Genomic DNA, 26,990 nt, shown 5'->3' on the forward strand with positions numbered 1-26,990 from the left:
GTGGTAACTGATCAGATCGCACAATTTGGACTGAGTTCCCTTCCCTGAGAGATCTACTATTAGGAACAGCTATTTAGGCTATAAAGGGCGTGAAGTCTATATTTGGCATAAAATGCACCAAGAACCCAAAATAACACCATCGCGAAGTACAACCCCATGACAGCGCGAAAAATATGAGTAGCATTGATTGGTGTTGCATCTATATTGAATAAAAAATTCAATGATACTTCGGGAGATAATCCATAAGAAAGTGCTATTGGCGTTAGGCCACATGCAGCAACAAGCAAGAATACACCCTGAATTTTCATAAAATCTCCATAATGAGCTGACGATGTTAAAATCATAGTCTGTGAGTCGGCACTAACAAATAAATATCCATCATTTCAATGAACCAACTGCACCTCAGTGTGGATTTATATTTATAAGTAGGGTCAACACTCCCTTCGGTATTAATTTAAGCCATTGAAAAATAGGCATACAACGTAACCCAACCATTTCGCTACATTAAAGATAAAAGCCAGCATTTTTCACTAATACCCACTCCTCTTAGCCATACATACCACTCAAACCCGTGAGGTGAGTAAATTACTAATATTGGCTACTGTTAACATTTTCCATTAATTAATTTGACCTAAATTTGAGGATACTAGTAATGTTTAATTAACACATAACAAAAAAGTAGGCGCTACTTGTGGATGGGAATACGCTTTTTCATTACACCTCAACGGACGGACTATTGGGCGTTATGCTCAACAAAGAGATATGGTTTACCGATTACCAGTTCTTAAACGACAAAGGTGAGTACAAAAAAGCGTTGCATGCCCTGACTAAACGGCTCCGTGACTCGGAGTACACAGCATGCAGTATGATCCTGGAAATGTTCCTGCATCAAATCGAAAACCAGCACTCCATGTGCGTCTGCTCTTTTTCCGGTACCAGTGATTCTCTGACTCAGTGGCGCTTTTATGGTGATGACTGTCGTGGAAGCTGTATCGGTTTTAGATCAGATGTACTGAAAAACAATACCAGTGATCATCCCTCGCTATCCTCCTCTGCTCACTACTTTAGCGGTACGCTAATGCTGAGTGAGACATTCAAATGCAGTTATAATCCACTGCATCACTATATTGAGGAAACCATTACCCTATTCAAAGAATTGTTTGACTACTTTAACACCATGGATATGCCCAATGAACAAGAGCAGAGAAGTGCCCTTGAGGCCTTGGCACCACATTACAAATCCTCGCTATTTTCCTTGCTCAAAACCCTGTTTGCTTGGAAACATCATGACTTCATTAACGAAGATGAATCACGTGCCATTGCACTGGTTCCGCTTAGTGAGCTGAGCTATCGTGTGAATAGAAACCTTATCACGCCATACTACAAGCGCACATTGGAAGATGTCTTTTCTATGGAGTCGATAAAGGTGATCATTCTCGGGGCGAAATCAGATAGAAGAAATTCACTGGCGATCTCTAGCTTGACCTCACAGTACGGCGAGCAAGCCTTATTGTGGGGAGCCAACGCCCAAGAGCTATCTGAAATAAGACCTGAAACCTATGAAGATGTTGGGCAATGTGCAAGGCATAAGACGCAATACAATTGAGTTTTCACAATATGACGTACATAAATACCACTACATAGTCAATAATTTAAAGGTTTACTGTGGGTAAGGTATAACCAAGTTACTTTATTTAAACAGCAATATTTATAATGAAACTTTCCAGTGCCTTCTAATCGACGGTAGCACATTCAGCCAGTCTTACTATGGACCAAATGACCCATAATCATTGGGTAATCCGGCTCTTTCTCACAGCTTGCCAACCGTTCATTATACTGACCATCAAACAAACAGTTCGAGGTCATCATGAAAGCAGTCGGTTATCAGCGCAATCTTCCAATCCAAGACGAAGCATCTTTACAGGACATTACATTAGATGCGCCAACAGCCACAGGCCATGACTTGTTGGTAGAGGTTCAAGCCATTTCGGTTAACCCAGCAGACTATAAAGTTCGTCAAGGGATGCCAGCTGAAGATGGTAGCTGGAAAGTGATTGGTTGGGACGCCACGGGTATCGTAAAAGCGGTCGGCGAAAGCGTTACTTTGTTCAAGCCAGGCGACAAAATCTGGTATGCCGGTGATATTTCTCGTTCAGGAAGCTACGCCGAAATGCAGCTCGTCGATGAACGTATAGTGGGAAAAATGCCTCAATCACTGTCATTTTCTGACGCCGCTGCTTTGCCGCTCACATCTATCACCGCATGGGAGCTATTGTTTGACCGTTTGAAAGTCGATAACACAGCCTCTGACAAACGCATCCTTGTAATTGGTGCCGCTGGTGGTGTTGGCTCAATCATGGTTCAGCTCATCAAGCAATTGACCAACCTTGAATTGATTGCGACGGCCTCTCGCCCTGAGACTATCGATTGGCTGAAAGACCTAGGTGCCGACCATATTATCAACCACCGCAATCCGTTAGGGGCTGAATTCGAAAAGCATGGGTTACCTGAAGTCGATTATGTCGTCAGCCTAAACAATACCGAGCAGCACATCGATGAGATTGTTAAAGTCATTAAACCTCAGGGCCAATTCGCATTGATTGATGATCCTCAGTCATTGGATATCGTCCCATTCAAGACAAAATGCGTTTCTATCCACTGGGAGCTGATGTTTACCCGCTCGTTGTTCCAAACACCGGATATGCAAGCACAGCATGACTTACTAAATGAAGTTTCGAGTATGATCGATAAAGGACAAATAAAAACAACAGTTGGCGATCACTTCGGCCAAATTAATGCAGCTAATTTACGTAAAGCCCATGAGTTTTTGGAAACGGGTAAAGCGAGAGGTAAAATTGTGCTAGAAGGTTTCTAAACCTAGTTGCACTTGGCCGATACTGAAGCATTGAAAACCGGGCAGTCACATACTGACTGTGATTGCCCGGTTTTATGCTAACGGTACAAAGATGCATAGTTTGGCACATGGCTGACCCAGCGCGGTGGAACACCGATATCGTCCTGAAAGGCCTGAATAAATTCACGTACTAACGGGGTTTGTTTGCGGTGCGGATAAACAGCATAGACGGCCTTATCTTTGCTGGGCAGTACATAGTCAGTCAACAGAGTGACAATACCTTGCTCATCAATATTTTGATTGAGATTATAGAGGTCAATAACTGCATAGCCTAGGCCATCCCTGACACCAGCCACCATCATCCGAACATCGCTGACTTTGTAGTTTCCTTTCATCTTGTAGCTTTTGAAATTATCACCATGGGGTTTGTCACTCAGCCACATTTGATCCAAGGTGGTATCAGCATTGCTGTATATAACTGCAGGAAGTTCAGCGAGCTCTTCAGGCGTCGTAGGATTTCCATATCTTTCAATAAAGGCTTTAGAAGCTATAACCGCAAAGTGGGTATTGGCTATTTTTTTAGCAATCAAGTTAGATTCCGCAAGCTTGCCTATCCGAAAGGCCAGGTCATAATGATCCGCAATGATATCTGCTTTTTTGTCATCCAATGAGAGAAGTACTTTTACATCTGGGTATTTCTGCATAAAGCACGAAATAACAGGCTGAAGGTATTCCTGACCGAGAAAAACCGGGGAGGTAATACGGAGCGTCCCTTTTGGTGTCGACTGATAAGAATCCGCAATATTTTGAATCTGGCTTAAAGTATCTATCAAAATATTGGCTTGCTCTAGAATCTCCTCTCCCGCCGGTGTTAACGAAAAAGAGCGGGTTGAACGATTGAGTAATTGCACCCCAAGATTCGTTTCTAGCTTTTTAATTTGCTTTGATAAAGAGGAGTTATCCATATCATGTAGTGTCGCTGCCCTAGAAAACGATCCCTGCTGGACAACATCGAGAAAGAGAGACAGTTGATTGGTTATGGACATCAGTATTCCTCATCCTTAGTTTGCATAGCTTCCTAAACTAAGGATAAACAAAGCTGCAGAGAAGAGAAATGAAGAATCAGCCGAACAAGTGCTCGGCTGATGCACCTTTTATTATTTAGAGGAATGGAATCGTCTTGTGCGGGAAAGTTAGAAGCGATGGGAACAGCGTTTCTAAATCAAGACTAGTATCAAACCAATTCGCTAAAGTCGCATTAACTTGATCTGCAGCGATCTCCGGGATAAGACGACCATTATTGTAGTCATATTCACTTCCCGGTGTTAGATCGGGCCATTTACCATAAGCCTTGCCCCCTTTAACTGCCCCACCAACAACCAATTGGTGGCCGGCCCAGCCATGATCAGTACCTGAATCATTGGCCATAATGCGACGACCAAAGTCAGACATGGTAAAGGCTGTGACCTTGTCGGATATGCCTTGCTGTTTCATCTCTTGATAAAACGCCGTCAACGCATCAGAAACCTGCCCAAGTAAAGCAGCATGATTTCCAGCCTGATCTTTATGGGTATCAAAGCCACCGAGCCCGACAAAGAATATTTGACGGTTATGCTGCAAAGAAGCCGCACTTCTCACCTTAATCAACTTCGCTGTGGTATGGAGCATGTCACCCAAACTGGTTTGTGGGAATCCATCAAGCTCACCAACCGATGCCAAGGACTCATCCAGCGCATCATTCTCGTAATAACGATTAGCCATGGTGGTTGAGTAATTATCGGCAAACAGATTGACATATTGCTCCTCGAAATGACGTCTCATAGCACCAACACGATCGCTGTTATTCAGCCCGTTATAAGCACCCGCACCATCGCTAGTCAACACCAAAGGTTCAACATAGTTATTACGCAACCACTTCTGTTCGCCGTTTAATGACATTAAAGGAGACAGGCTACCAGAGAGGTTCATATCCTGAACCATCCGGCCTGCCCAACCCAATTTGTCATTCATGTTTTCCGCACCAGACTGCCACATAGTTTGCTGCAGGTTGTGAGCCATCAAGAAGTCAGGAACTCGGCTATTAGGATTATTCTCACCTATGATAGGTTCAACCAACTGGCCGGAGTTAACGATAACGGTGGCATTACCCTCATCAAAAGCCGTTTTCAAGCTTTCCATCGCAGGGTGTAACCCCAATTGAATATCGTTTTCTGTGGCGATACTTAAGGGTACTAACTCTTTCTGGGCAATGGCAAGATTGGGCCTCGCTTGCCAATAAGTCTGGTAAGCACTGTCAGTAACAGGGATCACCATGTTGTAAGCATCGTTCCCACCAAACAGGAACACACAGACCAGCGCTTTATAATCCTCTTCAGAAGCTTGGGCCATGTTCAATCCGGTCAGAGCAGGCGCAACCGAAGTCGCACTAAGGGCTACCGAGCTTTTCAGGAAATGACGGCGTGATAATTTCATTATTTACTCCTGGCAGCGAAACTCTGGTGAACATTGAATGGCAAACAGCGTATCGTTGATCTTGCGATCATCATTACGGTTATCTGCGGTCAATTCTTCCAGCATTTGACGGATAAATTCACCCAGCTCAATAGACATCAAGCCAGCAAAAATACGTTCATTGAGCAATTCAATATACTCATCGGGTTTATTGACCTTCTGCTCAAACTGCGCTCGATTCCATGACCACTGTTTTACGTTAGTGCTGTCATGAGCCAATATCATGGTCCACATTCGATTTGAGATCCGGCGTACGCTATCCATCGATAGAATGGCAAATTCCGGTGCGGTTAGCTGCTTGTCGGTGATTTCACCTTTTGGGGCATAATCTGGTTCATAAAAATTGAACACGCTAGGGGCTTGCAATGGCGCCTGACCGAAATGACTTTGTGTTCCGGGGAAGTCCCACCAGCGATCTGGATCGTTACTTTTCACATTCAATGCGCGGCAGAGGTTTGCCATTGCTACAATCGGCTCTTTCACTTTACCGAAATTCCGGCTGCTACTACCGTGAGACTGATGATCAGCCATGGCTTTGCCATTAATGACATCTTCATCGAGTAAGATCGCCTTAATCACAGAAGGCATATCTCCACGTACGCCTTTACCATTATCTTTAAACACATCCGCTACACGCTGGATATAAGAACGGCGAGGATTACTTAACGTCAATCGCTTGATAAGCAAAGCAGAAATGAACATCGGGGTATTTCGGTGATTAAACAGCAGATCTATAGCCTGTGAGAGATCTTGCTCAGCCGATTGTCCTTTTGGAAACACCTGCCCCAATACTGTTTTCTCATCAAAGTCATGACGATTTGAATCGGCATACATGGGTTTCAAATAAGTATCACGACGCCAGCCTGTTAATACTTTTGCGAGTTGCTCAACATCTTCTTGGGTATAAGTTGGCTCTTTATTTCCCTGTGCATCGAGCTTTGGCATCCCATTGCTCTGCAATTGCCACAACCCCAAGCTAAATAGCTGCATCACTTCACGGGCATAATTTTCGTCTGGAAAGGTATTTTTCTCAGGATCTGCCTTACGGCTGCCTTCCAGAGTCAAATATTTACCCATCGCCGGGCTCAATGTTACCGCTTCAAGCAGATCTCTAAAGTTACCAAAGGCATGCTTCATCAATACATCATAATATTCGGCCAACGCTTCAGAGTTTGGGCCCCCACTGTTGGACACCACAAAGATCTGGCTCAACGCGTATACCACACGCTGCCTCAGCTGATCGCCAGCGGTAAGGCTTCGATTCCACCAAGCACTCAAGCGGGCATTTTCATTCAATGTATCCCCGCTCGCTTCGGCATAACGTTCAGCCAAAGGCCGGTGTAGACGCCAGTTTCGAGTAAACTGATCATCGAGCCAAGCCTCTAAGCCCATGTCTAAAAAATCATCAATATCCCCTTGCTTGGGACCAAATGTTGCCCGATACAGAAATTTTGCTGCCTGTTCCGGTTCATATATTGAGCTAACCACGACGTTTACCTCATTCCATCATTGGATTTATTTTTATGGCTATCAATAATGAAATAGGTGGAAGAATTGACGAGAGTTATGTGATTAATTTGGAAGTAAAGTACCAAAAAAACACAAAATAAGGCATTAAACTTAGTGAAAGAAAAGTTGCGCAGGAAAAATTGTTGTTTTCAAGGCGGATATTGCAGTAACTAGTGGCTCTGATTACAAAACCTCTAACGTAGCTAACAGCGATTTTAACCAGCAAGATTGATCAATGTAGGTTGGTATAACTCAATAGATAAAGCAATTAGTCGCTAAATTCTTCTCCCCCCCCCACCAGACATTGTCGTCGATTGTATAGGAATGTACGGATCACAAAAACGCTATTGTACGTTGTTTTATTAAGGCGTAGCATTCACTCCAACAATAAAACCTTTGCCTACAACATAGCAGGCCTAACGCCTCTGTTACAAAATTAGGATGAACATGAAAAAGTTAATGCTACTTCCTTTGGCGACACTTGTGAGTGGATCTTTCGCGGCTAATGCTCAAGAGCCTATGACCCAGAACTTCGACTACATTTCTGGTGGTCTGCAGATCAGTAAATTCAATAAAGACCTATGGTCTGAAGCGAATGCTAACACTGGAATACTTGCTACTACAGATGGTGGTGCTGGCCTTTACCTACGTGGTAGTTGGAACTTCGCCGATAACTTCTTCGTGGAAACACGTGGTGATGCGATCGCGGCTGACGATATGATCTTCTCAAATGGACTTTTGGGCCTTGGTTACTTCATGCCAATAAATAATGATTTTACCGTTTATGGTTTAGCTGGTTTTGCCAACTCGCGTTACGATCTGGATGTAAAAACACCCTTTGGTACTTTTGGCGGAAATGAAACTCAATCGGGCTTCACCGGTGAAATCGGTGCTCGCTATCAAGTAATGGATCGTTGGATGGTTGAACCTGCAGTTCGCTTTGCAACTTACGACGACACTATGTACGAGCTTCGCCTTGGTAACAGCGTGAAAATGACTGAACACGTAAGCCTTGAAGCAAATCTATCTCGCAATGACTACGATGCATTTGCTGAAACCAACGTCCAACTGGGTGCACGTTACAGCTTCTAAGTGTGTCTAGCTAGACACTCTTGCTAAATTAAAATATTTACATTCGCTTTCGCTAGGTTAAAGCAGCGGCCAGAGGTAGATAGCTACCTACAGGCCGTTTTTTTATCTTTATTTTACAAATAACAAGCAAGGATCAGCACGTTAGCGAAAACCATTAAGCTTGCTGATAACCGTATCAAACTCTTCAATTTGCTTAGCGACCATATCAACACTTTGCTGCCAGAATTCAGGTTGGCGTATATCCATACCCAAGTGTTTCTCGACTACGTCTTCTGCTGTCATAGATCCGGTGTCACGAAGCAAGGCTTTATAGTCAGCATAGAAGCGATCACCTTTTGCTTCACGCTGTGCATATACCCCTTTGCTGAATAGATACCCGAACAAGTACGGATAATTATAGAAACTGATTTCTGCAATGCTAAAGTGTAGTTTGCTGGCCCAAAACATCTCATTGGTTTCATCCATGGCTTCGCCGTACCACTCTTGCCAAGTTTCAGACATGAGTAACTTAAGCTGCTCAGGAGTAAATTCGCCATCTTTGCGCTGCTCATAGTAGGCTTTTTCAAACTCATAACGCACCGGAATATTAACCATCAACGCCAGTGCAGACTGCGCCTCTTCCCACAACATTAACAACTTCTCTTGCTCGCTATCCGCTTTTGCCATTAGTGCATCGCGCACCACGTTTTCAGCAAAAATAGAGGCGGTTTCAGCCAGTGTCATCGGATAACGGGTTTGCACCAATGGCATATCTTTCATCACCCAGTTGTGGAAAGCATGCCCAAGCTCATGGGCCAAGGTCAGTACGTCCGACATACTGCCACCCCAAGTCATAAAGACCAATGGCGTTCTGCTATCAGCAAACTTAGTGCAGTAGGCACCCAAGCGCTTATTCGGCTGAGGGGCCGCATCAATAAGCTGCTGATCAACCATCATATCAACAAAGTCAGCCATTTCAGGATCGACATCGGCAAAAGCATCGCGAATAATATCGATACCTTCAGCAAAACTGTACGAAGTCCCCTCTCCCCCGGACAAGGCCGGCATAGAAGCCATTTCATCCCAAGGTTTGAGCTTATCCGTGCCAAACAGCCGTGCCATATGCAGGCCCGCCTTCTGGCCAATATGACGATTGTTTTTGGCAACAGCCATCATAGCGTCTAGGGTGGCTTTCTCGATACGACTGGTATGCAAGCTCGGGTCGAGGAAATCAACCTTCTGGGTATGACTACGTTTTTGGTATTCCGTCAATCGAGCACCGGATAGTGCATTTAAGATAGCGGCAAAACTTTCCTGATGTGCAGCCATCGCTTTAGACACTGCACGCCAAGCAGGCTCTCTACGTAAGCTGTCGCCACCATACAAGATACTGGCGGCCTGAGATAACCCCATGCGTTCTTGCTGACCATCTGGCAATTGCAAAGTCACTTTCAAGCTACCGGTAATATTGTCGTACAGGCGCCCCCATGCCAACTTTCCATCCACATCCATTGCGGTAAGCAGTTGCTCCTCGGCTACAGATAGTTGTTGGGGCTTGAGTAGCCGCTCTCTCTCAAGCAAAAAACGCCAAGGTGATAGCGCTTCGCCTTCTTCTCCACCTTTTTCAAGCAAATCATCGAATTGTTCAAGATTAAGGTTAACAACAGCCTGCATAAACGGGGTCATGGCTTGATCAAGCTCAGATTGCAGCACATTAACTCTACCGAGTAGCTTTTTCGCCTGCTCATCGGCCGCATCTACCGACAAGATACAGTTTACGAACGCACTGAGCGTCATCACTTTTACACGTTCGGCTTGCTGCATGACTAATGCTGCTGCCAAACCATCTAGAGACGTTGAGTCCAACCTTGCCAATTCCGGAAAAAGTGCCTCGACAGAGGCTAAATCTTGCTCGATCTTTGGATCATTCAGATCTTGGTAAGCAATAGATAAATCCCAACTCGGTGTATTCATAAATGTCTCCCTGTATTCTGTGACTTGTGTTTACTACCTCAACATATCACAACTGTGCCAAGGGGTATGTCGACACGAAGCTGGACAAAACCTTGTTTCGAACTTCATATTACAGAGTGAACTCGGATAACCTCAGCGATTACCCCCTAGCTAAAAGCTCAACCGTTCTAATCAGAAGCAAAATGAAAGACTTGACCGTATTCGTTTTATTGCCTCTATTTTGCGCGCATTGGCGTTAGTTCATTTTTGATACTGCGTGCTGCTCTACCATGAACGCGATCACTTCATCATTTAAGCAAGATTTACTGACATATTGGCGCTGTTTACCCATATGAAGAATAAAACCTAAATCGCTTTGTTGAAGTTGGTCGATTTCACTCCAAGCTATGTTACGGGTGTTTTTACCGCTTTTATAACTCACACCGTTAGAATCAACATGAAATACCACTTTGCTGCCAGAGCTCATGCTGAGTGTTTGTCGCCATAGCCACCAGGTTCTCTTAAAATAAACACTAAGCGCCTCAATAATGCTCAAAACAATAAAGAACCAACCAACGTAACTGCTGGGTAGTAGCTCAAATATGATTAAAACCACCCCAAAAAGAAGAAATAATATTCCTTTTAAATAGTCTTTTGGAAATTCAGCAGGACGGCTAGTTTGATCATAACACTCTGCAAAAAAGGCCTTGTCGAGGGTGTATTCTGTGGTGAAATCAAAATCTTTAGACATATATGGCTACTTTGAAGTTTTCTGTGAATGAGTATCCCATGCTGCGACCTTGCAACTTAAGTATTGTATAACTTCTCGGTGCTTTTCTTTAGCTCTTTTGGTCCACTTTTATAAATCAATAACTTGATTTGATTAGCTACTTTGCTAATACGTGGATTCCTATACCGAACACGACAATCGCTTGGTGATCACACAACCTGTACGGGGTGCAGAACGCGTTTTTTGACACTTCCAATATAGCGGCAAAGGACTCAATCTACCTTCCGATAACTTTTATGACATGACAGAAACGTCGTTGCCATTGTTGTGTAACTTATAGACATCCGTTCTACTACTATGGTTATCTATGGACAGAGAAATTCAGCAAAATTTACAGTGGTAAGGATGTATTAGGAATGTAGTAATGCAAACCTCGTATGTCGTCACTGTAGTATCTCTAGACCAACATTACGCAAGTTGGTGAAGCGTTATAAGTTAAATACAATCTCTGGAATAGAATACTACCTTCCCGTAAGCTCACATGCTGTCACCTTGGAACTACCCAGCGGCACGCAAAGTGTGATCACTGGGTATTTCTATAAATATGCCTGCTATACCTATACGTGAGTGCAGACTATGAAGTAAGCAGCGAACGCACATAGTTAGCAATCTTTTTATCCTGACAGTGGGCAAAGAAATATTCTTGAAAGCGTACCCCACCAATAGCTGTTTTTACTATATCTTGATCGATGCTTTTTAAGCCATCGATGACATCTTTAGCGACGGCTGTTTTGACACTATATAACGCAGACGCGTTTTCCTTTTGAGGCTTGGCTCTTTCTAGTGGGTACCCTTGACCGCGTTCACCAGTTAGTGCTTTTTCAAAAATATATCTGACATTCAATTCTCCAGCCCAACCAAAGCCCTTGGCAAATATGAGTGATAATGCATTCCCGTTATTAATTTGATTGAATAAAAAGGCATCAGAGGGTTCTACGCAATATCCGCATACGACTCCTGGATGCATGTTACACGACATCATAGCGCCTTGACCGGTACCACAACCTGTGAAAATGAAATCAGCCGCTTTTGAATTTATGAGAATACTTGCCATAACCCCTAGGTGAACATAGGTTAGGTGATGGTCACTTTCATCACACATACCAAGGTTTGCAACCTCGTGCCCTAGAGGACTAGCAACGGTATTGAGTTCACTTAACACCATGGCATTTTTACTTGCTTGGCTGTTTTCCATAATTAATGCAATTTTCATTATTATTCCTAATTAAATTATATTTTTAGAAGTGAATAAAAAACACGTCTAACTTTCTTGTGAATGAGAGTTAGTAACTCTAAAATAACCTTACTCAGTATATTACTTTTAGATAATATTAGTCAGACATTGATTATCAAATATAAACACAAAACTATACAGCGGATAGCATTCCTCCATCGACAAAAACAATATGACCGTTAACAAAATCAGATGCTTTTGATGCTAAATAAACAGCAGTACCTTGGAGTTCTTCAACATTACCCCAGCGACCAGCGGGAACGCGATTGCAAAGCCAGTTTGTAAATTCTTTATTATCAACCAGAGGTTTAGTTAAATCTGATTTAAAATAGCCAGGAGCAATAGCGTTAACCTGTATATTATAAGGTGCAAGTTCAACACAGGCTCCACGCGTGAGCATTTTAACTGCCCCTTTTGAAGCGGCATAAGGAGTAATAGTTTCGCGACCTAGCTCCGATTGCATTGAGGCTATGTTAATTATTTTTCCTCGGTTGCGTTTTGCCATGTAGCGTCCAACTACTTGGATCATTAAAAATGTCCCCTTCTGATTCACATCAATAATGTTGTCATATACACTTTCAGGAAACTCGAGTAGCGGATGCCTAACATTTATCCCTGCATTATTAATGAGAATATCGATGGGACCAACTTCATTTTCAATATGATTTATTTCTTTCTCTATTTGTTCTTTATCTGTGACATCAAATGCTACTGGTAATGCATCGTATCCTTCGTCTCTCAGACTTTTAGCCGCTAATTCTGCCGTTTCTAAGCTTCGGTTGTTAATAATAACTTTTGCACCGTGAGCTGCAAGTCCTTTTGCGATAACTAATCCAATGCCCCGATTGCCACCAGTTATGAGTGCAACTTTTGAATTAAGGTTAAAAAGAACCATAAATAATTTCCTATTGAAATAGTATTAGTTTAGATAAACTTAAAAAGACTTAATCGTTTAATTTGTAAGCTACAATTAATAATATAGCGCCCTTGTTAAGGCTTATTTTTAATTACAGTGCAGACAAAATGCTGTCGACCTTTGCCCGTACAGCTTCAGGTGTATCGCCGGGGGTGTATATTGACCCACCTACACCAAACCCTTTGGCACCGACCTCTAAGTAATCTTTTATATTATTGGCTGTGATTCCACCAACAGGGGCAAGTCGAGTTCCCTGCGGCAGGGTGGCCAACCAAGCTTTAATTAAGATGGGTGAGACTAGATCTGCAGGGAAAATCTTAAGAATATCTGCTTTGCATCTCAGGGCAGCAAACGCTTCAGTAGGCGTAAATACACCTGGCATCCAAATAAGTCCTAGCTGCTTGGCCATTCTTCCAACATGTTCATCAAAATTTGGGGCAATAATGACTTGTCCACCAACGGCTTTTACTCGTGCAACATCATCTGGGCACGTTACCGTTCCCGCACCAACAATGGCACGCCCTTTGAAATTCTCAGAGAGTAACCGGATACTTTCTATTGGATTTGGAGAATTTAGTGGAACTTCCATAATTCGTACCCCACACGAATACAGGGCTTCTCCTATTGCAATACACTCATCGTTTTTGATACCACGAAGAATCGCAATAAGTGGGCAAGTTTCTAGGTGATCTTCCAGTGAATAGATCATAAATCCTCCTTCTTGTATCGATTGAATATACTTAATGTGCCAGCAACGACGATATTATCCGGTACAATTTGGCAGTTTATATCGGCTATAGACAACGCACGTTGGTAAGCTTGTGGCAATTTGCCATTCCCCATAATCCATACCGGTCTGTTTTGATAATCCGTTGCACCAATTTCTGACCCAATAAGTAGTCCACTGATAAAGCTTGCTGATGCTGACTCGGGCAAATCTGAAACTAAAACACGGCTTCTCGCTGTGAATAAAAGGTTTAGCAGATCACCACCATGTTGGGTTTTTAAGCCGTTATTTACCCCTTTTTCAAACCATTCAGAACGTATATCAACGTTATGACCAAAGCTACCTAGGATTGTTGATGTGCATAATGCGTGAAATATCTCGCCAGTTAAAAATGTCTTAAAGTCAGATATTTCACCGTTATCTATAGTAACTACTTTAGAGTGGGTTCCGGGTATCACCATCATAACGCGGCTCAGGTTAAGGTGTTCTATTGCACCGATGATCTCGGTTTCTTCGCCTCGAATGACATCTGATAAATCACCGGTTTTTTTGATCCCGGGAATTAGATATAGTTGATGCGGTAGATATTCTTCAATACGCACTAATCTTAAAGATAGGCTTTGAGCGCTGCAAGGAAGCTCAGTATAAGGGGCTTCTACCCATCCGTTACGAGAGCCAATCATGCCAGACATTACTATAGGCAAGCCAATTTCGTAATTATCTAAACTGGCGAGATTTCGTTCTAGCGTTTCGCTGAAATGACCTTTTGACACGAGGATGCCATCTCCATTAGAGAGAGTTTCTATCACGTTGCCATTAATACCGACGATTCGAGCTCGAAATGAACTCGTCCCCCAGTCTATTGCAGCGATATAAGGTGTATTCGAACTTCCCATGTTTATTCCTTTTTAATAGCCTTTTAGGCGAGGCTCTTCAATTCCTTGGTATGGCATTTCAATCATCATGATGCGACCACCATAAGGATCTTCTACCAAATCTTCGATACCTCGACTTAATGAAGTCACTAGCATGGTGTTACCTTGTTTCCCGCCAAAGGCGCACATAGTTGGTTTTTTCATTGGCACAGAAAGCACTTGATCAATTTTACCATCAGGTGTTAAGCGGGTTATCGTTCCATCATCAAGTCCGCAAATCCAATAGCATCCATCAGTGTCAACTGCTGCACCATCAGGCCGACCTAGCTGCAACCCTGTAAAATCAAAGATAAGCTCGCGTGAGGTAATTACTCCATCGTCAATATCGTAGCCACAGCGATAAACTTTCCGATGCGAACTTTCTGTTTCTGTACAATAAAATGACTTTCCGTCAGGACTAAATGCTGAGCCGTTCGGTATTATGTAGTTAAAAGTGTCCGCACGCTTAAAGCCTTGTTGGTGTGAGAAGTTCCACCATTGTCCCCAAGCTAGCTTATCGGAAATGACAGGGTTCATGGTCGATACCATATAGCGACCTTGGCGGTCGCACCGTCCATCCGCAAACTTCATTGGTTGGTGTGGGTGATCCATTGTGGCTATCTGTTCAATGTCAGGTTTAGTGATATCAAATCTATAAAGAGAACGTTCTCCTGAAACAACGATACAGTCGCTTTCTGTTAGAATTAAAGACCCAAGCTTTTCAGGTAAGTTTCTTTGTGATAGTAGCTGCATGTTGCTGTCAAATTCATAAATACGTCCAGCTTGATCAAGCCAAACCCATTTTTGACGTCGAGCATTCCATATGGGACTCTCGCCGACGTTCATATGGATACCGAGTGGCAATAGAGTATTTATGTCAAAGGTGGGTATATTCATAATATTCTCTCTGGTATTGAGTCTCTGCTGTCATCAGTTTTGTTACGCGCAATGCGGTAGACATACTTAAGAGCAGGAAAAAGGAGAGTTAATAATGCAATAGATAGCAATGTTGCCGTGATAGGGCGCGTATAAAGGAAATCTAAATTGCCACTATGAAGCGCTAAGGCTCGTCGAAAATTGCTTTCAGCCATTGGTCCCATGATCATTGCTAGGACAACGGGTGATACAGGGAAATCACGCAAGCGAATAATATAGCCAATGATGCCAGCTATCAGCATAACCCCGATATCGAACACTGAGTTGTTGATTGCGAAGGTGCCGACGATACAAAGCGTTAAGATAATCGGCACAAGATAAGCCTTTGGCATTGAAAGTACTTTAACCAAGTACTTCAAACTCGATAGCCCAATAAATAGAAGAGCGATATAGCACACCAGCATGCCCGCAAATAAGGTAAACACCATGTCGCCATGTTCACTAAATAGCAGCGGGCCCGGTTGTAAACCTTGAAGCGTTAATGCACCGAGCATCACGGCTGTAACGGCATCGCCAGGAATGCCAAGGCTAAGCATGGGTAGCATTGCTCCGCCAGTACAGCCGTTTGACCCCGCTTCTGCTGCTGCAACGCCATTAACATTACCAGAGCCAAACGAGTCTTTGTCTTTGGAGAAACGTTTTGCTTCGTTGTACGATACAAATGCAGCAATGTCAGCACCAGCCCCTGGGACTGAGCCAATACAGCTTCCCAGAAAGCCCGAGCGAACCATTAAGAAAAAACGTTGTTTTAGATCGCTAAAGGAGGGGACGACCTTAGTGATGGAAAATTTGCTAGGTTTGGTTTGGTTTGGCTCCGAGATACTTTTATAGGCCTCAGATCCTGCGAATAGGCCTATCATCACAGGAATAAATGGAATGGTCATTAATTCTGCATAGCCAAACGTAAATCGAGGATAGCCTGACATGGGGTCGAGACCAATCGTCGCAATCAAAAGGCCTAAGAATCCCGCCACCAAACCTTTCAAGATTGACTTACCAGAGATGCTAATAATGATACTTAAGCCAAAAAATGCCAGTGCGAAGTTCTCTGGGGCGCTAAATTTTAATGCGAATTTGGCTAAGAGTGGTGCCATGAATACCAATACGAGTACACTGATAATCCCGCCAATGACTGAGGAAATTGTTGCGTAGCCAAGAGCATAGCCAGCAGACCCTTTTTGGGATAGAGGGAAACCGTCAAGTGCGGTCGCGGCCGCAGCAGGTGTTCCTGGTATATTAAGGAGAATCGCAGTGATGGAGCCCCCATAAATGCCACCGAAGAAAACACCGCTGATCATGAGCAAGGCAGAAACCGAGTCCATTCCAAAGGTAAACGGTAATAAGATAGCGACGCCCATCGTTGCCGTTAGTCCAGGGAGCACGCCAAGAAGGATACCAATACACAAGCCTATGATAGCTAATCCCAGAGCTGCAGGCTGCTGAGCAAGGTTTGCAAACCCTGATAATAGAAGCTCAAAGTTACTCATAACTTATCCCTTAATAAATGAGTTTCTCTATAAGTATTCCGACAGGTAAAGGTACTTTTAGAAAGAGTTGGAATACAAAATAAATAGCGATAGTTTGTCCTGTTGCTACCATGATTATCCGAAACTTATTTGTAATGCCGAGATAATGCATTAGTAAGCAAGAAAAGAGTAAGCAGGCTAAATAGAAACCTATGTAGGGGATTAATATTAGTGTAGCGACATTTAAATTAATACCGATAGCGGCTTTTCTCATCCCCTTAGGTATTGTTGCCGACGACTTTTTGACAATGGTATAAACAATGCCGATCAACGAGAGTAGGCTTAAGATTGATGCAAAAATAAGCGGAAATCGCGCAGCACCAACGTCGTCCGGAGCTCGAAAAGAAGGGAAATCGACGGTTTGATATACAAAAAACAGACCTAATATAAAGAAAAATAGATAGATACCGACCAAATACCAGTCTCGGGTGTAAACGAGTTTGTCTGAGCTGCCATTGACTGTATTCATACATGCCTCCTATAAAAGCGTACTGCCTGTCAAGAGCAGTACGCTGCTACGACTAGTTAGTTAAACCTAGTTTTGTCATCGTTTGTGCAAAGAACGCATTGTCTTTATTGATCGCATCTTGGAATTCATCAGCTGGGAGGTAGGCTGGTGTTAAATTCATTTTTTCTAGTGTTTGGGTAAAGTCCGGGTTGCTGGTAACTTTTTGTGCCACGTCAGATAGAACGGTGATCACGTTCTCTGGGGTGTTATTTGGTACAACAAGCCCTCGCCAAGTTTCAATTGATAGATCTACACCACTTTCTTTCAATGTTGGTACCTCAGGGAACTTTTCGAGGCGCTTATCTGACATTACGGCGAGGATTTTAATTGTGCCATTATCGACATGGTTGACAACTTCTGCAGGGCTAACGGTAACAGCCTCAATATGTCCACCTAAAAGAGCGGTTGCTGCCGGATTTGCTCCATTGTAAGGAATATGCGAAAAAGTGACATTCGATGCATCTCCTAGTGCTTCTGCCGCAATGTGCCAAATAGCACCAGTACCAGAGTTACCAATGCGAACGGCTGATGGGTTCTCTTTAGCGTAAGCAATGAAGTCTTCGAATGTATCCCAGGGTGCATCTGCACTTACAGATACAGCAGCAGGTTCTGCATTAAGGCGTGCTATCGGGGTGAATGACGTTGCATCCCACCCAACAAGGCCGAGGTGTGGAAGCATCGCAATTTCAACTGTACCGGTACCAATCTTATAACCGTTGGGTCTTGCCATTGCAATTTCTGTCAGACCTACAGCACCGCCGCCGCCCGTTTTATTTACCACTCCGGCACTTTTCGGTAAGTATTGGTTAGCAACATCAACAAATGAACGTGTTACTAGATCGGTGCCGCCACCAGCTGAATATGGGACAACAACTTCAATACTGCGTGTAGGGTAGCCTGCCGCCATTGAACCGAAAGATGCGACTGATAGAGCTATAACGCTTAATGTATGTGTTATTTTTTTCATATTATCTATCACTTATTGGTTAGTTGGGGTAAGAGAATAAAAAGTCATGTGTTTATGGCATGTACTGCCCGCCATTCACATTCAGAATTTGCCCTGTAATATAGCCTGCTGTACGGTGAGAACTTAGGAATATAAAAGAAGGCGCCATTTCTTCAGGCGTGCCAAAGCAGCCCATTGGAATAGTTGCGCTAATGGCATCTCGAGTGGCTTGATCTTTGTCGGCATGAAAAGCTGTATCGACAGTGCCAGGTGAGACAATATTGAATCTAATATTGTCTTTTGCATAAGCAGTTGCCCAGGATTTGGTGATCGTGTGAAGCCAAGCTTTTGCTGCAGCGTAGAGTGACGCGCCTGGTCCACCTCCCATGTAAGCTGCAAAGGATCCCACGGTGGTTACCGATGCGGTCCAATTAGGCTGTTTTGCTGATGCTTGCAAGGCAGGAAGGCAATACTTTGTCATGTATTGTGCTGATTGAACATTGAGATCGAAAACTTTAGAGATGAATTCGTCATCAATATCTGGGACTTGTTTGCGGCCAACGAGCCCTCCTACGTTGTTGATTAATACATCAATACCACCGTGCATCTCAATAAATTCTGCAGTAAATCGGCGGCATTCATCTTCTTTGGTAAAGTCGACTTGATGAAAAGAGCCTTTTCCGCCAAGCTCCGTAAGTTCAGATAAAATACTATTAATATTATCTGGACGAACTAATGATGTTATGGATACGATAGCGCCGCAACGAGCAAAATCTTTAGCAATGGCAAGGCCAATACCTTGTGTGGAGCCAGTAATTACGATTCGCTTATTTTTAAGATCAGTAAACATGCGATTCCTCAAAATCTGTGGTTATGACAATTGATCAATGTCTCTTGAAATTAATCGAGAGGTATTTTTTAATAATGGAATAAGGTCATTCATTCTTTCGTTACTCATATAAACATTAATGCTGGCTAAAGAAATAGCCGCGATTATGTTTTTATGCTTATTTCTAATTGGGACTGCGACACAGCGAAGGAGCTCTGTACTATCTTCTAGATCAAAGCTATAATCTCCTTTTGTATATTCATTCATTCTATTTATAATAATTTCACTTTTTTCTTTATCTTTAATTTGTGTTCTACATAATCGAGAAATCTCTGATCTGGGTAAATCTAGCATTAAAGACTTACCTATTCCGGTACAAGCAAGAGGAAGCCTGTCACCAATAGATGATTTCATTTCAATAGTTCGATAACCTTTAACTTTATCGAGATAAAAAATAAACTCATCTTCACGAATACCTAAGTGAACTGTGTCTTGTGTTTCATTCGCAAGTCTTTCTAGGTATGGTCTAGCAATAGCTCTTAAAGGCATTTGTTCTTGGGCAAGTAAGCCAAGACGCATAATTTCAGTGCCTAGCATTAAGCCAATACCTTTTACATCTCGGATATAATTACTTTCAATTAAAGTTGCCAATGTTCTATGCACAGTGGTTTTTGGTATACCTAGTTCTTCATGTATTTCAGTTAATGTTCGAGAACCACGCGCAATAGACTCTAAGATTGATAGTCCCTTTAATATGCTTTTAGTGCTTGGCATAGAGTTACCTTTAACTAATTTATGGCTATATATTATTGGCTTTATTTTTATGATTCTGTGATATGAACCATCATTTCCTTATAATGGAATGCTCTTTCCGCATTGTGGAATAATTTAATGATTCAATTCACATAAACGAATTTTGATTATTTTTCTATTAAGTAAATGATTGGCGCGCAGTATTTCGCTTCACCTTGTTATGTGTATGAATTTATTATTTATGTAAGGCAGGTAAGTGGCACATGAGCAAGTTATTTTAAAATTTTAGTGCGGGTTTTAATTCTTTACTTTTAATTACCAATTAGATTTTTCGACTACGTTTGGTGGTATAATTAGCAAATTATACCATCGTCATCATATACAATTTACATTTAATGAATAATTAATTTAGAGATGATTTTTTAGTCATTATACTTAGCGTAATTCTAGGTCCTTGTTAATAACGTAACTACACCATAAACAATGTGAATTGTGGTAATCAGAAAAGAAAACAAAGTCAAAAGAAACAGCATGCCACCCCGAGCAACCGATCCGACGCGAGCATATCTCCTTTTTCCGTTATGCACTTTACTGGCATTAGGAAAAGTCAGTCAAATGACGCTTAGCTGAAAAGTAAGTTCAACCTGTTGTAACACACTTCGGGCATGCGATGTGAAGTCGTATGAAGCGCTGTTCACCGCTTAATATGTGACCATCTGTATCACCAGATGAACCAGGAGCCTGAATAAAGTAGCGGTTCAATCTACCCTGACATTGCGCGACATACGGAACACGGTAAGCCTGTACCCTACCATAGGGAAAGCCTTTGTGGCCGATTACAGGTATAGGAGGTTGGAAAAAGCGAAGGCTGCATTGTAACAATGCCTTGGTGGAGACTTGAGCCTAGTTCAGTGAAAGTTGTACGCTGGGTTCTTAGGGTGGCGACACTTGGTAACAAGTGTCGTCTACCCGACAAAGATTTGTTAACTGCTATCCCCCCATGTTGCAATTATATGATAGCAACATGGGGGGCAACTTATAACTTTACGCTTATACGCTGTTTTTTACAGATTAACTACCGCTTCAATATCTTCCGTTGGGATTGTTAATACTGCGTATTGCTTGTACCAACCACTCACAAGGCTGATTGCGCGCAGTTGAAGGCCAGAATGAAGATCAATCTCACCCTCTTCCTTCAATTTGTTGTACACCTCAGGCGCAACTCGAACTTCAAACTCACCATTAGGCTGCACGCTTAGTGACTCAGACTGCCAACCATAGGTCCCATCACTGTTTAGACGAGCATTGGTTGAATCACCAGCCACCACCAGATGGTAATCACGGTCTTCTTCCCACATTTTCCAGTTATCCAAAGTGAACGTGAGAACCAGTTCTTCGCCTTCAGCTGCGATCTGCAGGTTGGAGAATTCTGGGTTAAGGTTTAAAGACTCAGCCTCTGTGCTCGTATTTGGTGTCACCAAATTGTAGGTCGCCTTATACCAAAGGTGATCGGACACAAACTCACGAGGACCATAGTAAGGTTCGCCATCTTCGTCGACCATGATTCCTGAATGTGGGTCTTGCCAATCGTAAAGGTCGTCATTGCCATCAGGACCAGGGAAGTAGGTTTCTGCACGTGGGCCAATAATTGAAGTGCTCAGAAGCTCCAGACCTTCGGCTTGAGAATGATAAATCAAGTCAATGCGGTCTCGGTCATCGAGTCCTCGTCCACACTCATCAATGAATGACTTACTTTGCGTCCAGCTGTCATCAATATGAAACGGCCAAGTGAGGCCTGGGTGCGTCACTGGGTTCGGGTAGAGTTCGCGGTAAGAATCGACGTAGCCTTCAGCACGGATCATTCTGTGGACCATGAAGTCGTGGACAGTACCATTATGGTCAAACATGTAAGCGGTCTCTTCAGTCCAGTCTAACCCTGAAGACTCATTGAAATCACCACCAATGAAAATCGCCTTTCCTTGCTCATTAGCTGGTGCTAGCTCATCCAACATGTATTGAGTTTGACTCGGACGTGAACTCATCAGGTTCAGTGCATCAATTTCATCCGCCTCACTCACTGGTACACAGCCTTCACGAGCTGCCCAGGCCTGGCCATCACCACCTCGAGCATCGTAAACCACGTAATTACGATAATCTAAATGATTTGACCACAAAGTCACTTCACGGCCATTGATATCAACCACAACACCCACACCACCGCCCATTGCATCATTTTCACTTGGCGTATCGTTGTATACCTTTATTATCGGAAACTTAGAGACAATACCGGCCGTTACATAAGAGTCATGCCCCTGCCAAAAATACATACCAAGTTGCTCTGCAATGCGAGCGGTGATGCCTGATGCCTCTGAAAGAAGAAGAATATCAGCATCGGCATGACGAAACTCTTCTAGGGCAATATGATAGTCACTCGTCCCTTCCAGATTACGCATCAAGCTCTGCCACATATTGGCCGTAACAATGTTGACTTGGGTGACGTGCTCTTGCTCAATAATATCATCTGAAGAAGAGTTACAACCGAATAAGGCGCCGGAGACAAGCAATGCTATCAGTGTTCTAGGGTTCATTTTACTTACCATGAAATTTAAGTTCAGCTCTAAGTTATTAGTCAACAGTTACAGCTTAAGTGGCGTAAAGCTTATTTTTTTCAGTTGCTTTAATTAGATAACCTAAATTAAGTGGCAATCAAAAATTAACAGTATGACCACCTGTAAATCTTATGACCCATCAACTGCCCAATCACAATGGGGTCTTGGGGGCAGTCTGTAGTGGCTTTGTCAGATTAGTCACCTCAACATACCCATCTCACGACACCGATTACTTGATGTATTGCAAATGCTAGATTGAGTCGGAGCAATGATATTTTTTCTAAGAAGGTTTGGAGCAAATACGAGTCAATCAGAATTTTCGTTGCACGCAAGAACATAACAAAATAAACAGAACCTCTAGGTTACTAAAAGTATACTAGTTGAAACTATCTTTATATTGCCCTACTTTTTGATTTACTTAGTTGTGAATTCAATCCAAGGAGCCGAGATGGGATACTCTAAGAAACTAAAAGCAGGTGACACCTTCCCGACATTAGAAGCAACAACATTGGATGGGACCAAAGTCACGCTAGGCCAACCTCAAGGTGATGCAACATGGCAAGCGGTGTTTGTCTATCGTGGCAAGCATTGCCCACTTTGCACCAAGTACCTCAACGAGATTGAGACCTATAAACAGGCCTTCAGCGATGCAGGCGTCGATATTCTGGCTGTTTCTGGCGATTCAAAACAGCAATTAGAGCAACATCTAGATAAACTCGATATCAGCTTCCCGATTGCTTATGGCCTAAGTGAGCAACAAATGAAGACGTTAGGGCTTTATATTTCTCTACCACGCTCTGAAGCAGAAACCGACCATAACTTTGCAGAACCTGGTCTATTTGTCATCAATGAGCATGGCAATCTGCATGTGACCGATCTATCAAACAACCCATTTGTAAGACCAGAGCTAGGGGCGCTGACACGTGGCTTAGCATGGATTCGTAATCCAGATAACCACTACCCAATTCGTGGCACACTAGACTATTAGACCTATCGCATAAAAAGCATCGCAACATCGCAACATCGCAACATCGCAAGATGTTGCCTTGTTTGAAATAGCATAGAAATTACAATTTCTATTTAGGCTACTTGAGCTGAATATCGTTATTTTCAGACCACTTTCTCAAATCATCAAGAATACTCAGAGCGCTTTTCCCAAACTCAGTCAGTTCATAACTCACTGCCAATGGCTTGTCATTGAGTACACGTCGTATCACCATGTTTTCACTTTCTAGCTCTTTAAGGCGTTGGTCGACCATCTTTTTGCTTGCGCCGCCAAGCATGCGTGAAAGGTCATTAAAGCGAACAGGGCCATCTTTTAGGTGATAAATAATGGAACCCTTCCATTTGGCCCCCAAAATCCGCATTCCTTTTTCAATAGCACAAGGCTCAGCACACGCATTTATAACGCTTTTATGTCCTTTTGAGTCAACTTCTACTTTTGCTTTCATACAATCTCGCTAATAAAAAAAGAAACCAGATAGCTGAGGTTCATGATGAGAAGCAACAATATATCTGGTTTAATTCTTACGCCATAGTACCACTTCACTGCAGCTTGAGTAACCTCACCGTGAGTAAAACTATGGTTGATTCAAATTAGAATACTTCACCGAGGTGCGCTTCAAAGCGTGCAAAATCACTCTCAATATCGGCATTCTTCATTACGTCATAACACGCAAAAGTAGGTAGCGCTGACATACCAAAAAAGCGGAAGTTAGCGTGCATGTGAAACATCAAATCATCCACACTCTTACCTTGGAACAGGTACTCATCTTGGTCATCAAAAGATTCTTTTGGCGCATTAAATGTCAGAGAAAGCATGTATTTGGTGTTAGTACGAGTGCCACCTGTACCGTAGTTCTTAGTAGGCTCTTCAGCGCTGCGGCCATCAAAGGTACACAATGCACCACCCATACCTGCTGTGAATACTTCATCCATATACTTTTTGAAAGACCAAGGGATCGTCATCCAGTTTACTGGCGACTGCAGAATCACACGATCAGCCCATTCAAAGTGAGCCAGTTGTTCCTCAACCACATACTCATCTTGCATGGTCACTACACGAACCGAGTGGCCTTTCTGCTCTAAAAGCGTAACCGCTTTGTCTACCAATGATGCAGTAAGTTTGCCCTCTGAGAATGGTGATGGCGCGTAGGCATTGATGATAAGAACGTTGCTCATAGTCGATTACTCCGCTAACAAATTGGTTAGATACACAAGTGAAGCCTTTGTCACTCGTGTGTAGCGGTATATATTAGTTACCTAAAAATCGAATTCAATTAGTATACTTTTAGTAACCTAGCCATATTGAAGCGCAAGTTCTGCAGTGACTCATGTGAAAGCCTCCATTGAATCCTTAGTGCATTGTAGCGCCAGCGCGTATTTCATCGGCTGTAATATCAGTTTGGTCCACGGGTAACCAGACGACAAAAGCGCCATTCTGACCGTAAAACTCATCCCAACCGCCGTTCAACACTTTTGAATCGCATAACACCTTGATTTCCTCCTTGCTTTTGCCGAGCTTGAGGGCAGCGTGATCGAGTTTAAAGGGTTTAATCCAGTTCGTTTGAAATTGTGTGGCTGACATGTTTGGTTTTCTCGATGAACTAATAATGGTTTAGGGTTGTTTCGCGTGTTAACCCCCTACTTACGGCGCATTTACGCGGCACAACAATACCAATTACCTTTATTTAAAATCAACCGGCTTAAGCTCATGTTAGATGTGATGTGGCTTTTTTCTTAAAAATAATACAGCGTGTTATATTTTATGATCTTCACTCCCACGATTTAGCATTGTTTAACATGCCAAAACCCATGGAGTCAGTTTGCGCAGCCTGACCTTGGTTTATACAATTGTTTCAAGCATTTTGTTGAGGATAATACTAACCGAACAGCTTGATGTAGATCAGTTGCGGCTTCGACTGTTCTCTGCCATACAGTTTGTTCTCATAGGCTATTGGAAGCATTAATCACCTGGTGCAGACCGTAAGCGTTACTCGCTTTATTTTCTCACTTCCAAAATCTTTCTTAACCATGACCAAAATAGGCATTGTTCATGGCAAAATTTTAAACCCGCAACAAGTCAAAAACAGACAAACATGACATGAAAAAAATAGAGTATCCAAATAGCATGAAAAAATTAAACCTCCTTTTTACGGCTCTCATCCTTACTTTGCTAGCTGGCTGCTCCTCAACCGTGGCAATCGATGAAGTAAAAACAAGGGGTTACGCTAAGTCACATGAGCTTATTGGTCAAGCTTCGTGGTATGGTAAGAAATACCACGGAAGGCTCACTGCAAGTGGTGAGCGTTATGATATGAAAGCCCATACAGCAGCTCATCGAACCTTACCTTTTGGAACTATAGTAAGGGTCACAAATACAGCCAATAACAAAACGGTAAATGTCAAAATCAATGATCGGGGTCCTTTTGCAAAAGGCCGCGTTATTGACCTTTCTCAAAAGTCATTTGAACAAATAGGCAACATCAATCAAGGCGTAGCGCCAGTCAAGATTGAAATTATTGATGATAGTAATACCTTTAGGTATAAGCACTAATCCCCAATTCAAATGTATCTTGAACTGATTTGTGCAGCAGCTTGCTGCACAATTGCATGCGCCGGAGCAAACCGGACACCTATTCCCGCTGTTTTTCAATCAAGTTGTCACCATTTTTACATATTTACAACACCTTAGGCTGCTTTGTTCTCTGGATTTAAGAACACTTCGTCAATAAAGCTCCAATCTCTAGTTTGCCCGCTCCAGCGCTCAGGGTTTGTTGCTTGAGCTTTACGATAAACAAGCTTACGTTGCTCTAAGATGTCATGATCTTCACCAGTGTGCCTTTGCTGAGGTGTCACATATTTGATTCCGCTGTGCTTGTGTTCAACGTTATACCAATAGGTGAAATCTCCAACCCATTTCCTTGCTTCTTCAATGGAGCTGAATCCTGCCACGGGCCATGATGGTATGCATTTAACCGTTTTAAATAGCGACTCGGAGTAAGGGTTATCGTTACTAACTCTAGGACGAGAGTACGAACTCATTACACCGAGATCATTCATCTTGGCCAACATTGTATAGCTTCTCATAGGAGCGCCATTATCAGAGTGCAGCACTACCCCTTTATTAACGCATTTCTCTTTCCAAGTAGTACGTTGAAGTAAATCGGCTGCGTGCTCACCAAGTTCTTGTTGGAATACTTCTGCACCGACTATTTTCCTGCTAAAAATATCCATAATTACATAGAGGTAGTAGTGCTCACCCTTAGTAATTGATGGTAAATAGCTAATGTCCCAACTCCAAACCTGGTTTGGCTTTGTCGCTTTCTGAGCCTTGGGCTTTGGTCGACTGATTGAGACAGAACCTCCTCGTCTTTTGAGTTGAGAGTGCTCTTTTAAAACTCT

25 protein-coding genes and 1 pseudogene are annotated in these 26,990 nt (G+C 42.8%); 5 read left to right on the forward strand and 21 right to left on the reverse strand.

Annotated elements, in window-relative coordinates; all coding sequences use genetic code 11:
• Positions 1-74 precede the first annotated feature (74 nt).
• Positions 75-308: pseudogene (locus tag NHN17_RS19325) on the reverse strand (DUF4345 family protein); the annotation flags it as partial.
• Between the two features lie 383 nt (positions 309-691).
• On the opposite strand from NHN17_RS19325, the gene NHN17_RS19330 reads away from it, so the two are divergent.
• Both NHN17_RS19330 and NHN17_RS19335 read left to right on the forward strand, forming a co-directional pair.
• Positions 692-1,606 carry a DUF2971 domain-containing protein gene (locus tag NHN17_RS19330; RefSeq protein WP_255044265.1) on the forward strand — a complete coding sequence of 305 codons (915 nt, stop codon included), beginning with the start codon at positions 692-694 and terminating at the stop codon, positions 1,604-1,606.
• Between the two features lie 261 nt (positions 1,607-1,867).
• Positions 1,868-2,875, forward strand: coding sequence for a zinc-binding alcohol dehydrogenase family protein (locus NHN17_RS19335; RefSeq protein ID WP_255044266.1), 1,008 nt, complete (start codon positions 1,868-1,870; stop codon positions 2,873-2,875).
• A gap of 77 nt (positions 2,876-2,952) precedes the next feature.
• Here NHN17_RS19335 and NHN17_RS19340 read toward each other — a convergent pair whose 3' ends face one another.
• From NHN17_RS19340 to NHN17_RS19350, 3 genes are all read right to left on the reverse strand, one after another.
• Positions 2,953-3,900, reverse strand: a complete 948-nt coding sequence (locus tag NHN17_RS19340) for a LysR family transcriptional regulator (RefSeq protein ID WP_255044267.1) — start codon at positions 3,898-3,900, stop codon at positions 2,953-2,955.
• A gap of 115 nt (positions 3,901-4,015) precedes the next feature.
• On the reverse strand, positions 4,016-5,326 hold the full coding sequence (locus NHN17_RS19345; RefSeq protein ID WP_255044268.1) for a DUF1501 domain-containing protein: 1,311 nt from the start codon (positions 5,324-5,326) through the stop codon (positions 4,016-4,018).
• A gap of 3 nt (positions 5,327-5,329) precedes the next feature.
• Positions 5,330-6,853 carry a DUF1800 domain-containing protein gene (locus NHN17_RS19350; protein ID WP_255044269.1) on the reverse strand — a complete coding sequence of 508 codons (1,524 nt, stop codon included), beginning with the start codon at positions 6,851-6,853 and terminating at the stop codon, positions 5,330-5,332.
• A gap of 468 nt (positions 6,854-7,321) precedes the next feature.
• Here NHN17_RS19350 and NHN17_RS19355 point away from each other — a divergent pair, with 468 nt between their 5' ends.
• Complete coding sequence (locus NHN17_RS19355; protein WP_255044270.1) at positions 7,322-7,966, forward strand: outer membrane beta-barrel protein; 645 nt, start codon at positions 7,322-7,324, stop codon at positions 7,964-7,966.
• A gap of 141 nt (positions 7,967-8,107) precedes the next feature.
• On the opposite strand, the gene NHN17_RS19360 is transcribed toward NHN17_RS19355, so the two are convergent.
• The 13 genes from NHN17_RS19360 to NHN17_RS19425 form a co-directional block, all read right to left on the reverse strand.
• Positions 8,108-9,919, reverse strand: a complete 1,812-nt coding sequence (locus tag NHN17_RS19360) for a M3 family oligoendopeptidase (RefSeq protein ID WP_255044271.1) — start codon at positions 9,917-9,919, stop codon at positions 8,108-8,110.
• A 235-nt stretch (positions 9,920-10,154) separates the two neighbouring features.
• On the reverse strand, positions 10,155-10,649 hold the full coding sequence (locus tag NHN17_RS19365; protein WP_255044272.1) for a YcxB family protein: 495 nt from the start codon (positions 10,647-10,649) through the stop codon (positions 10,155-10,157).
• A 613-nt stretch (positions 10,650-11,262) separates the two neighbouring features.
• On the reverse strand, positions 11,263-11,901 hold the full coding sequence (locus tag NHN17_RS19375; protein ID WP_255044273.1) for an RpiB/LacA/LacB family sugar-phosphate isomerase: 639 nt from the start codon (positions 11,899-11,901) through the stop codon (positions 11,263-11,265).
• A 154-nt stretch (positions 11,902-12,055) separates the two neighbouring features.
• Positions 12,056-12,817: a glucose 1-dehydrogenase gene (locus tag NHN17_RS19380; protein WP_255044274.1), complete on the reverse strand. Its 762-nt coding sequence runs from the start codon at positions 12,815-12,817 to the stop codon at positions 12,056-12,058.
• Positions 12,818-12,929: 112 nt separating this feature from the next.
• Complete coding sequence (locus NHN17_RS19385; RefSeq protein WP_255044275.1) at positions 12,930-13,547, reverse strand: 2-dehydro-3-deoxy-6-phosphogalactonate aldolase; 618 nt, start codon at positions 13,545-13,547, stop codon at positions 12,930-12,932.
• Positions 13,544-14,461 carry a 2-dehydro-3-deoxygalactonokinase gene (locus NHN17_RS19390; protein WP_255044276.1) on the reverse strand — a complete coding sequence of 306 codons (918 nt, stop codon included), beginning with the start codon at positions 14,459-14,461 and terminating at the stop codon, positions 13,544-13,546. Before NHN17_RS19390 ends, NHN17_RS19385 begins: the two co-directional genes overlap by 4 nt.
• A 12-nt stretch (positions 14,462-14,473) precedes the next feature.
• Positions 14,474-15,376 (reverse strand): SMP-30/gluconolactonase/LRE family protein, encoded by a 903-nt coding sequence (locus NHN17_RS19395; RefSeq protein ID WP_255044277.1) that lies wholly within the window; start codon positions 15,374-15,376, stop codon positions 14,474-14,476.
• Entirely contained in the window at positions 15,373-16,902 is a 1,530-nt protein-coding gene (locus NHN17_RS19400; protein ID WP_255044278.1) for a tripartite tricarboxylate transporter permease, read from the reverse strand. Before NHN17_RS19400 ends, NHN17_RS19395 begins: the two co-directional genes overlap by 4 nt.
• A gap of 10 nt (positions 16,903-16,912) precedes the next feature.
• Complete coding sequence (locus tag NHN17_RS19405; protein WP_255044279.1) at positions 16,913-17,410, reverse strand: tripartite tricarboxylate transporter TctB family protein; 498 nt, start codon at positions 17,408-17,410, stop codon at positions 16,913-16,915.
• Between the two features lie 52 nt (positions 17,411-17,462).
• A complete protein-coding gene (locus tag NHN17_RS19410; RefSeq protein ID WP_255044280.1) occupies positions 17,463-18,416 on the reverse strand; it encodes a Bug family tripartite tricarboxylate transporter substrate binding protein in 954 nt (317 codons plus the stop codon).
• A 52-nt stretch (positions 18,417-18,468) separates the two neighbouring features.
• Positions 18,469-19,245 (reverse strand): SDR family NAD(P)-dependent oxidoreductase, encoded by a 777-nt coding sequence (locus NHN17_RS19415; protein WP_255044281.1) that lies wholly within the window; start codon positions 19,243-19,245, stop codon positions 18,469-18,471.
• Positions 19,246-19,266: 21 nt separating this feature from the next.
• Positions 19,267-19,998 carry an IclR family transcriptional regulator gene (locus tag NHN17_RS19420; protein ID WP_255044282.1) on the reverse strand — a complete coding sequence of 244 codons (732 nt, stop codon included), beginning with the start codon at positions 19,996-19,998 and terminating at the stop codon, positions 19,267-19,269.
• A gap of 1,043 nt (positions 19,999-21,041) precedes the next feature.
• On the reverse strand, positions 21,042-22,565 hold the full coding sequence (locus tag NHN17_RS19425) for an endonuclease/exonuclease/phosphatase family protein (protein ID WP_255044283.1): 1,524 nt from the start codon (positions 22,563-22,565) through the stop codon (positions 21,042-21,044).
• A 469-nt stretch (positions 22,566-23,034) separates the two neighbouring features.
• Between NHN17_RS19425 and NHN17_RS19430 the strand changes: the two genes are divergently transcribed.
• Positions 23,035-23,574, forward strand: coding sequence for a peroxiredoxin family protein (locus NHN17_RS19430; RefSeq protein ID WP_255044284.1), 540 nt, complete (start codon positions 23,035-23,037; stop codon positions 23,572-23,574).
• Positions 23,575-23,671: 97 nt separating this feature from the next.
• On the opposite strand, the gene NHN17_RS19435 is transcribed toward NHN17_RS19430, so the two are convergent.
• The 3 genes from NHN17_RS19435 to NHN17_RS19445 form a co-directional block, all read right to left on the reverse strand.
• On the reverse strand, positions 23,672-24,037 hold the full coding sequence (locus tag NHN17_RS19435; RefSeq protein WP_255044285.1) for a winged helix-turn-helix transcriptional regulator: 366 nt from the start codon (positions 24,035-24,037) through the stop codon (positions 23,672-23,674).
• Between the two features lie 145 nt (positions 24,038-24,182).
• Positions 24,183-24,767 (reverse strand): NAD(P)H-dependent oxidoreductase, encoded by a 585-nt coding sequence (locus tag NHN17_RS19440; protein ID WP_255044286.1) that lies wholly within the window; start codon positions 24,765-24,767, stop codon positions 24,183-24,185.
• Positions 24,768-24,942: 175 nt separating this feature from the next.
• Entirely contained in the window at positions 24,943-25,173 is a 231-nt protein-coding gene (locus tag NHN17_RS19445) for a hypothetical protein (RefSeq protein WP_255044287.1), read from the reverse strand.
• A gap of 516 nt (positions 25,174-25,689) precedes the next feature.
• Here NHN17_RS19445 and NHN17_RS19450 point away from each other — a divergent pair.
• Positions 25,690-26,142, forward strand: a complete 453-nt coding sequence (locus tag NHN17_RS19450; RefSeq protein WP_255044288.1) for a septal ring lytic transglycosylase RlpA family protein — start codon at positions 25,690-25,692, stop codon at positions 26,140-26,142.
• A 134-nt stretch (positions 26,143-26,276) separates the two neighbouring features.
• Here NHN17_RS19450 and NHN17_RS19455 read toward each other — a convergent pair.
• Positions 26,277-26,990: DDE-type integrase/transposase/recombinase (locus tag NHN17_RS19455; protein ID WP_255044289.1), on the reverse strand; the 714-nt coding region annotated here is incomplete at its 5' end.

The sequence above is a fragment of the Photobacterium pectinilyticum genome (genome assembly GCF_024357955.1).
Classification (GTDB): domain Bacteria; phylum Pseudomonadota; class Gammaproteobacteria; order Enterobacterales; family Vibrionaceae; genus Photobacterium; species Photobacterium pectinilyticum.

Bases quoted from the DNA above. Each gene is read 5' to 3' on its own strand.
- NHN17_RS19335 (WP_255044266.1), top strand. From the start codon at position 1,868: ATGAAAGCAGTCGGTTATCAGCGCAATCTTCCAATCCAAGACGAAGCA.
- NHN17_RS19340 (WP_255044267.1), bottom strand. From the start codon at position 3,900: ATGTCCATAACCAATCAACTGTCTCTCTTTCTCGATGTTGTCCAGCAG.
- NHN17_RS19345 (WP_255044268.1), bottom strand. From the start codon at position 5,326: ATGAAATTATCACGCCGTCATTTCCTGAAAAGCTCGGTAGCCCTTAGT.
- NHN17_RS19355 (WP_255044270.1), top strand. From the start codon at position 7,322: ATGAAAAAGTTAATGCTACTTCCTTTGGCGACACTTGTGAGTGGATCT.
- NHN17_RS19360 (WP_255044271.1), bottom strand. From the start codon at position 9,919: ATGAATACACCGAGTTGGGATTTATCTATTGCTTACCAAGATCTGAAT.
- NHN17_RS19365 (WP_255044272.1), bottom strand. From the start codon at position 10,649: ATGTCTAAAGATTTTGATTTCACCACAGAATACACCCTCGACAAGGCC.
- NHN17_RS19375 (WP_255044273.1), bottom strand. From the start codon at position 11,901: ATGAAAATTGCATTAATTATGGAAAACAGCCAAGCAAGTAAAAATGCC.
- NHN17_RS19380 (WP_255044274.1), bottom strand. From the start codon at position 12,817: ATGGTTCTTTTTAACCTTAATTCAAAAGTTGCACTCATAACTGGTGGC.
- NHN17_RS19385 (WP_255044275.1), bottom strand. From the start codon at position 13,547: ATGATCTATTCACTGGAAGATCACCTAGAAACTTGCCCACTTATTGCG.
- NHN17_RS19390 (WP_255044276.1), bottom strand. From the start codon at position 14,461: ATGGGAAGTTCGAATACACCTTATATCGCTGCAATAGACTGGGGGACG.
- NHN17_RS19395 (WP_255044277.1), bottom strand. From the start codon at position 15,376: ATGAATATACCCACCTTTGACATAAATACTCTATTGCCACTCGGTATC.
- NHN17_RS19400 (WP_255044278.1), bottom strand. From the start codon at position 16,902: ATGAGTAACTTTGAGCTTCTATTATCAGGGTTTGCAAACCTTGCTCAG.
- NHN17_RS19405 (WP_255044279.1), bottom strand. From the start codon at position 17,410: ATGAATACAGTCAATGGCAGCTCAGACAAACTCGTTTACACCCGAGAC.
- NHN17_RS19410 (WP_255044280.1), bottom strand. From the start codon at position 18,416: ATGAAAAAAATAACACATACATTAAGCGTTATAGCTCTATCAGTCGCA.
- NHN17_RS19415 (WP_255044281.1), bottom strand. From the start codon at position 19,245: ATGTTTACTGATCTTAAAAATAAGCGAATCGTAATTACTGGCTCCACA.
- NHN17_RS19420 (WP_255044282.1), bottom strand. From the start codon at position 19,998: ATGCCAAGCACTAAAAGCATATTAAAGGGACTATCAATCTTAGAGTCT.
- NHN17_RS19425 (WP_255044283.1), bottom strand. From the start codon at position 22,565: ATGAACCCTAGAACACTGATAGCATTGCTTGTCTCCGGCGCCTTATTC.
- NHN17_RS19430 (WP_255044284.1), top strand. From the start codon at position 23,035: ATGGGATACTCTAAGAAACTAAAAGCAGGTGACACCTTCCCGACATTA.
- NHN17_RS19435 (WP_255044285.1), bottom strand. From the start codon at position 24,037: ATGAAAGCAAAAGTAGAAGTTGACTCAAAAGGACATAAAAGCGTTATA.
- NHN17_RS19440 (WP_255044286.1), bottom strand. From the start codon at position 24,767: ATGAGCAACGTTCTTATCATCAATGCCTACGCGCCATCACCATTCTCA.
- NHN17_RS19445 (WP_255044287.1), bottom strand. From the start codon at position 25,173: ATGTCAGCCACACAATTTCAAACGAACTGGATTAAACCCTTTAAACTC.
- NHN17_RS19450 (WP_255044288.1), top strand. From the start codon at position 25,690: ATGAAAAAAATAGAGTATCCAAATAGCATGAAAAAATTAAACCTCCTT.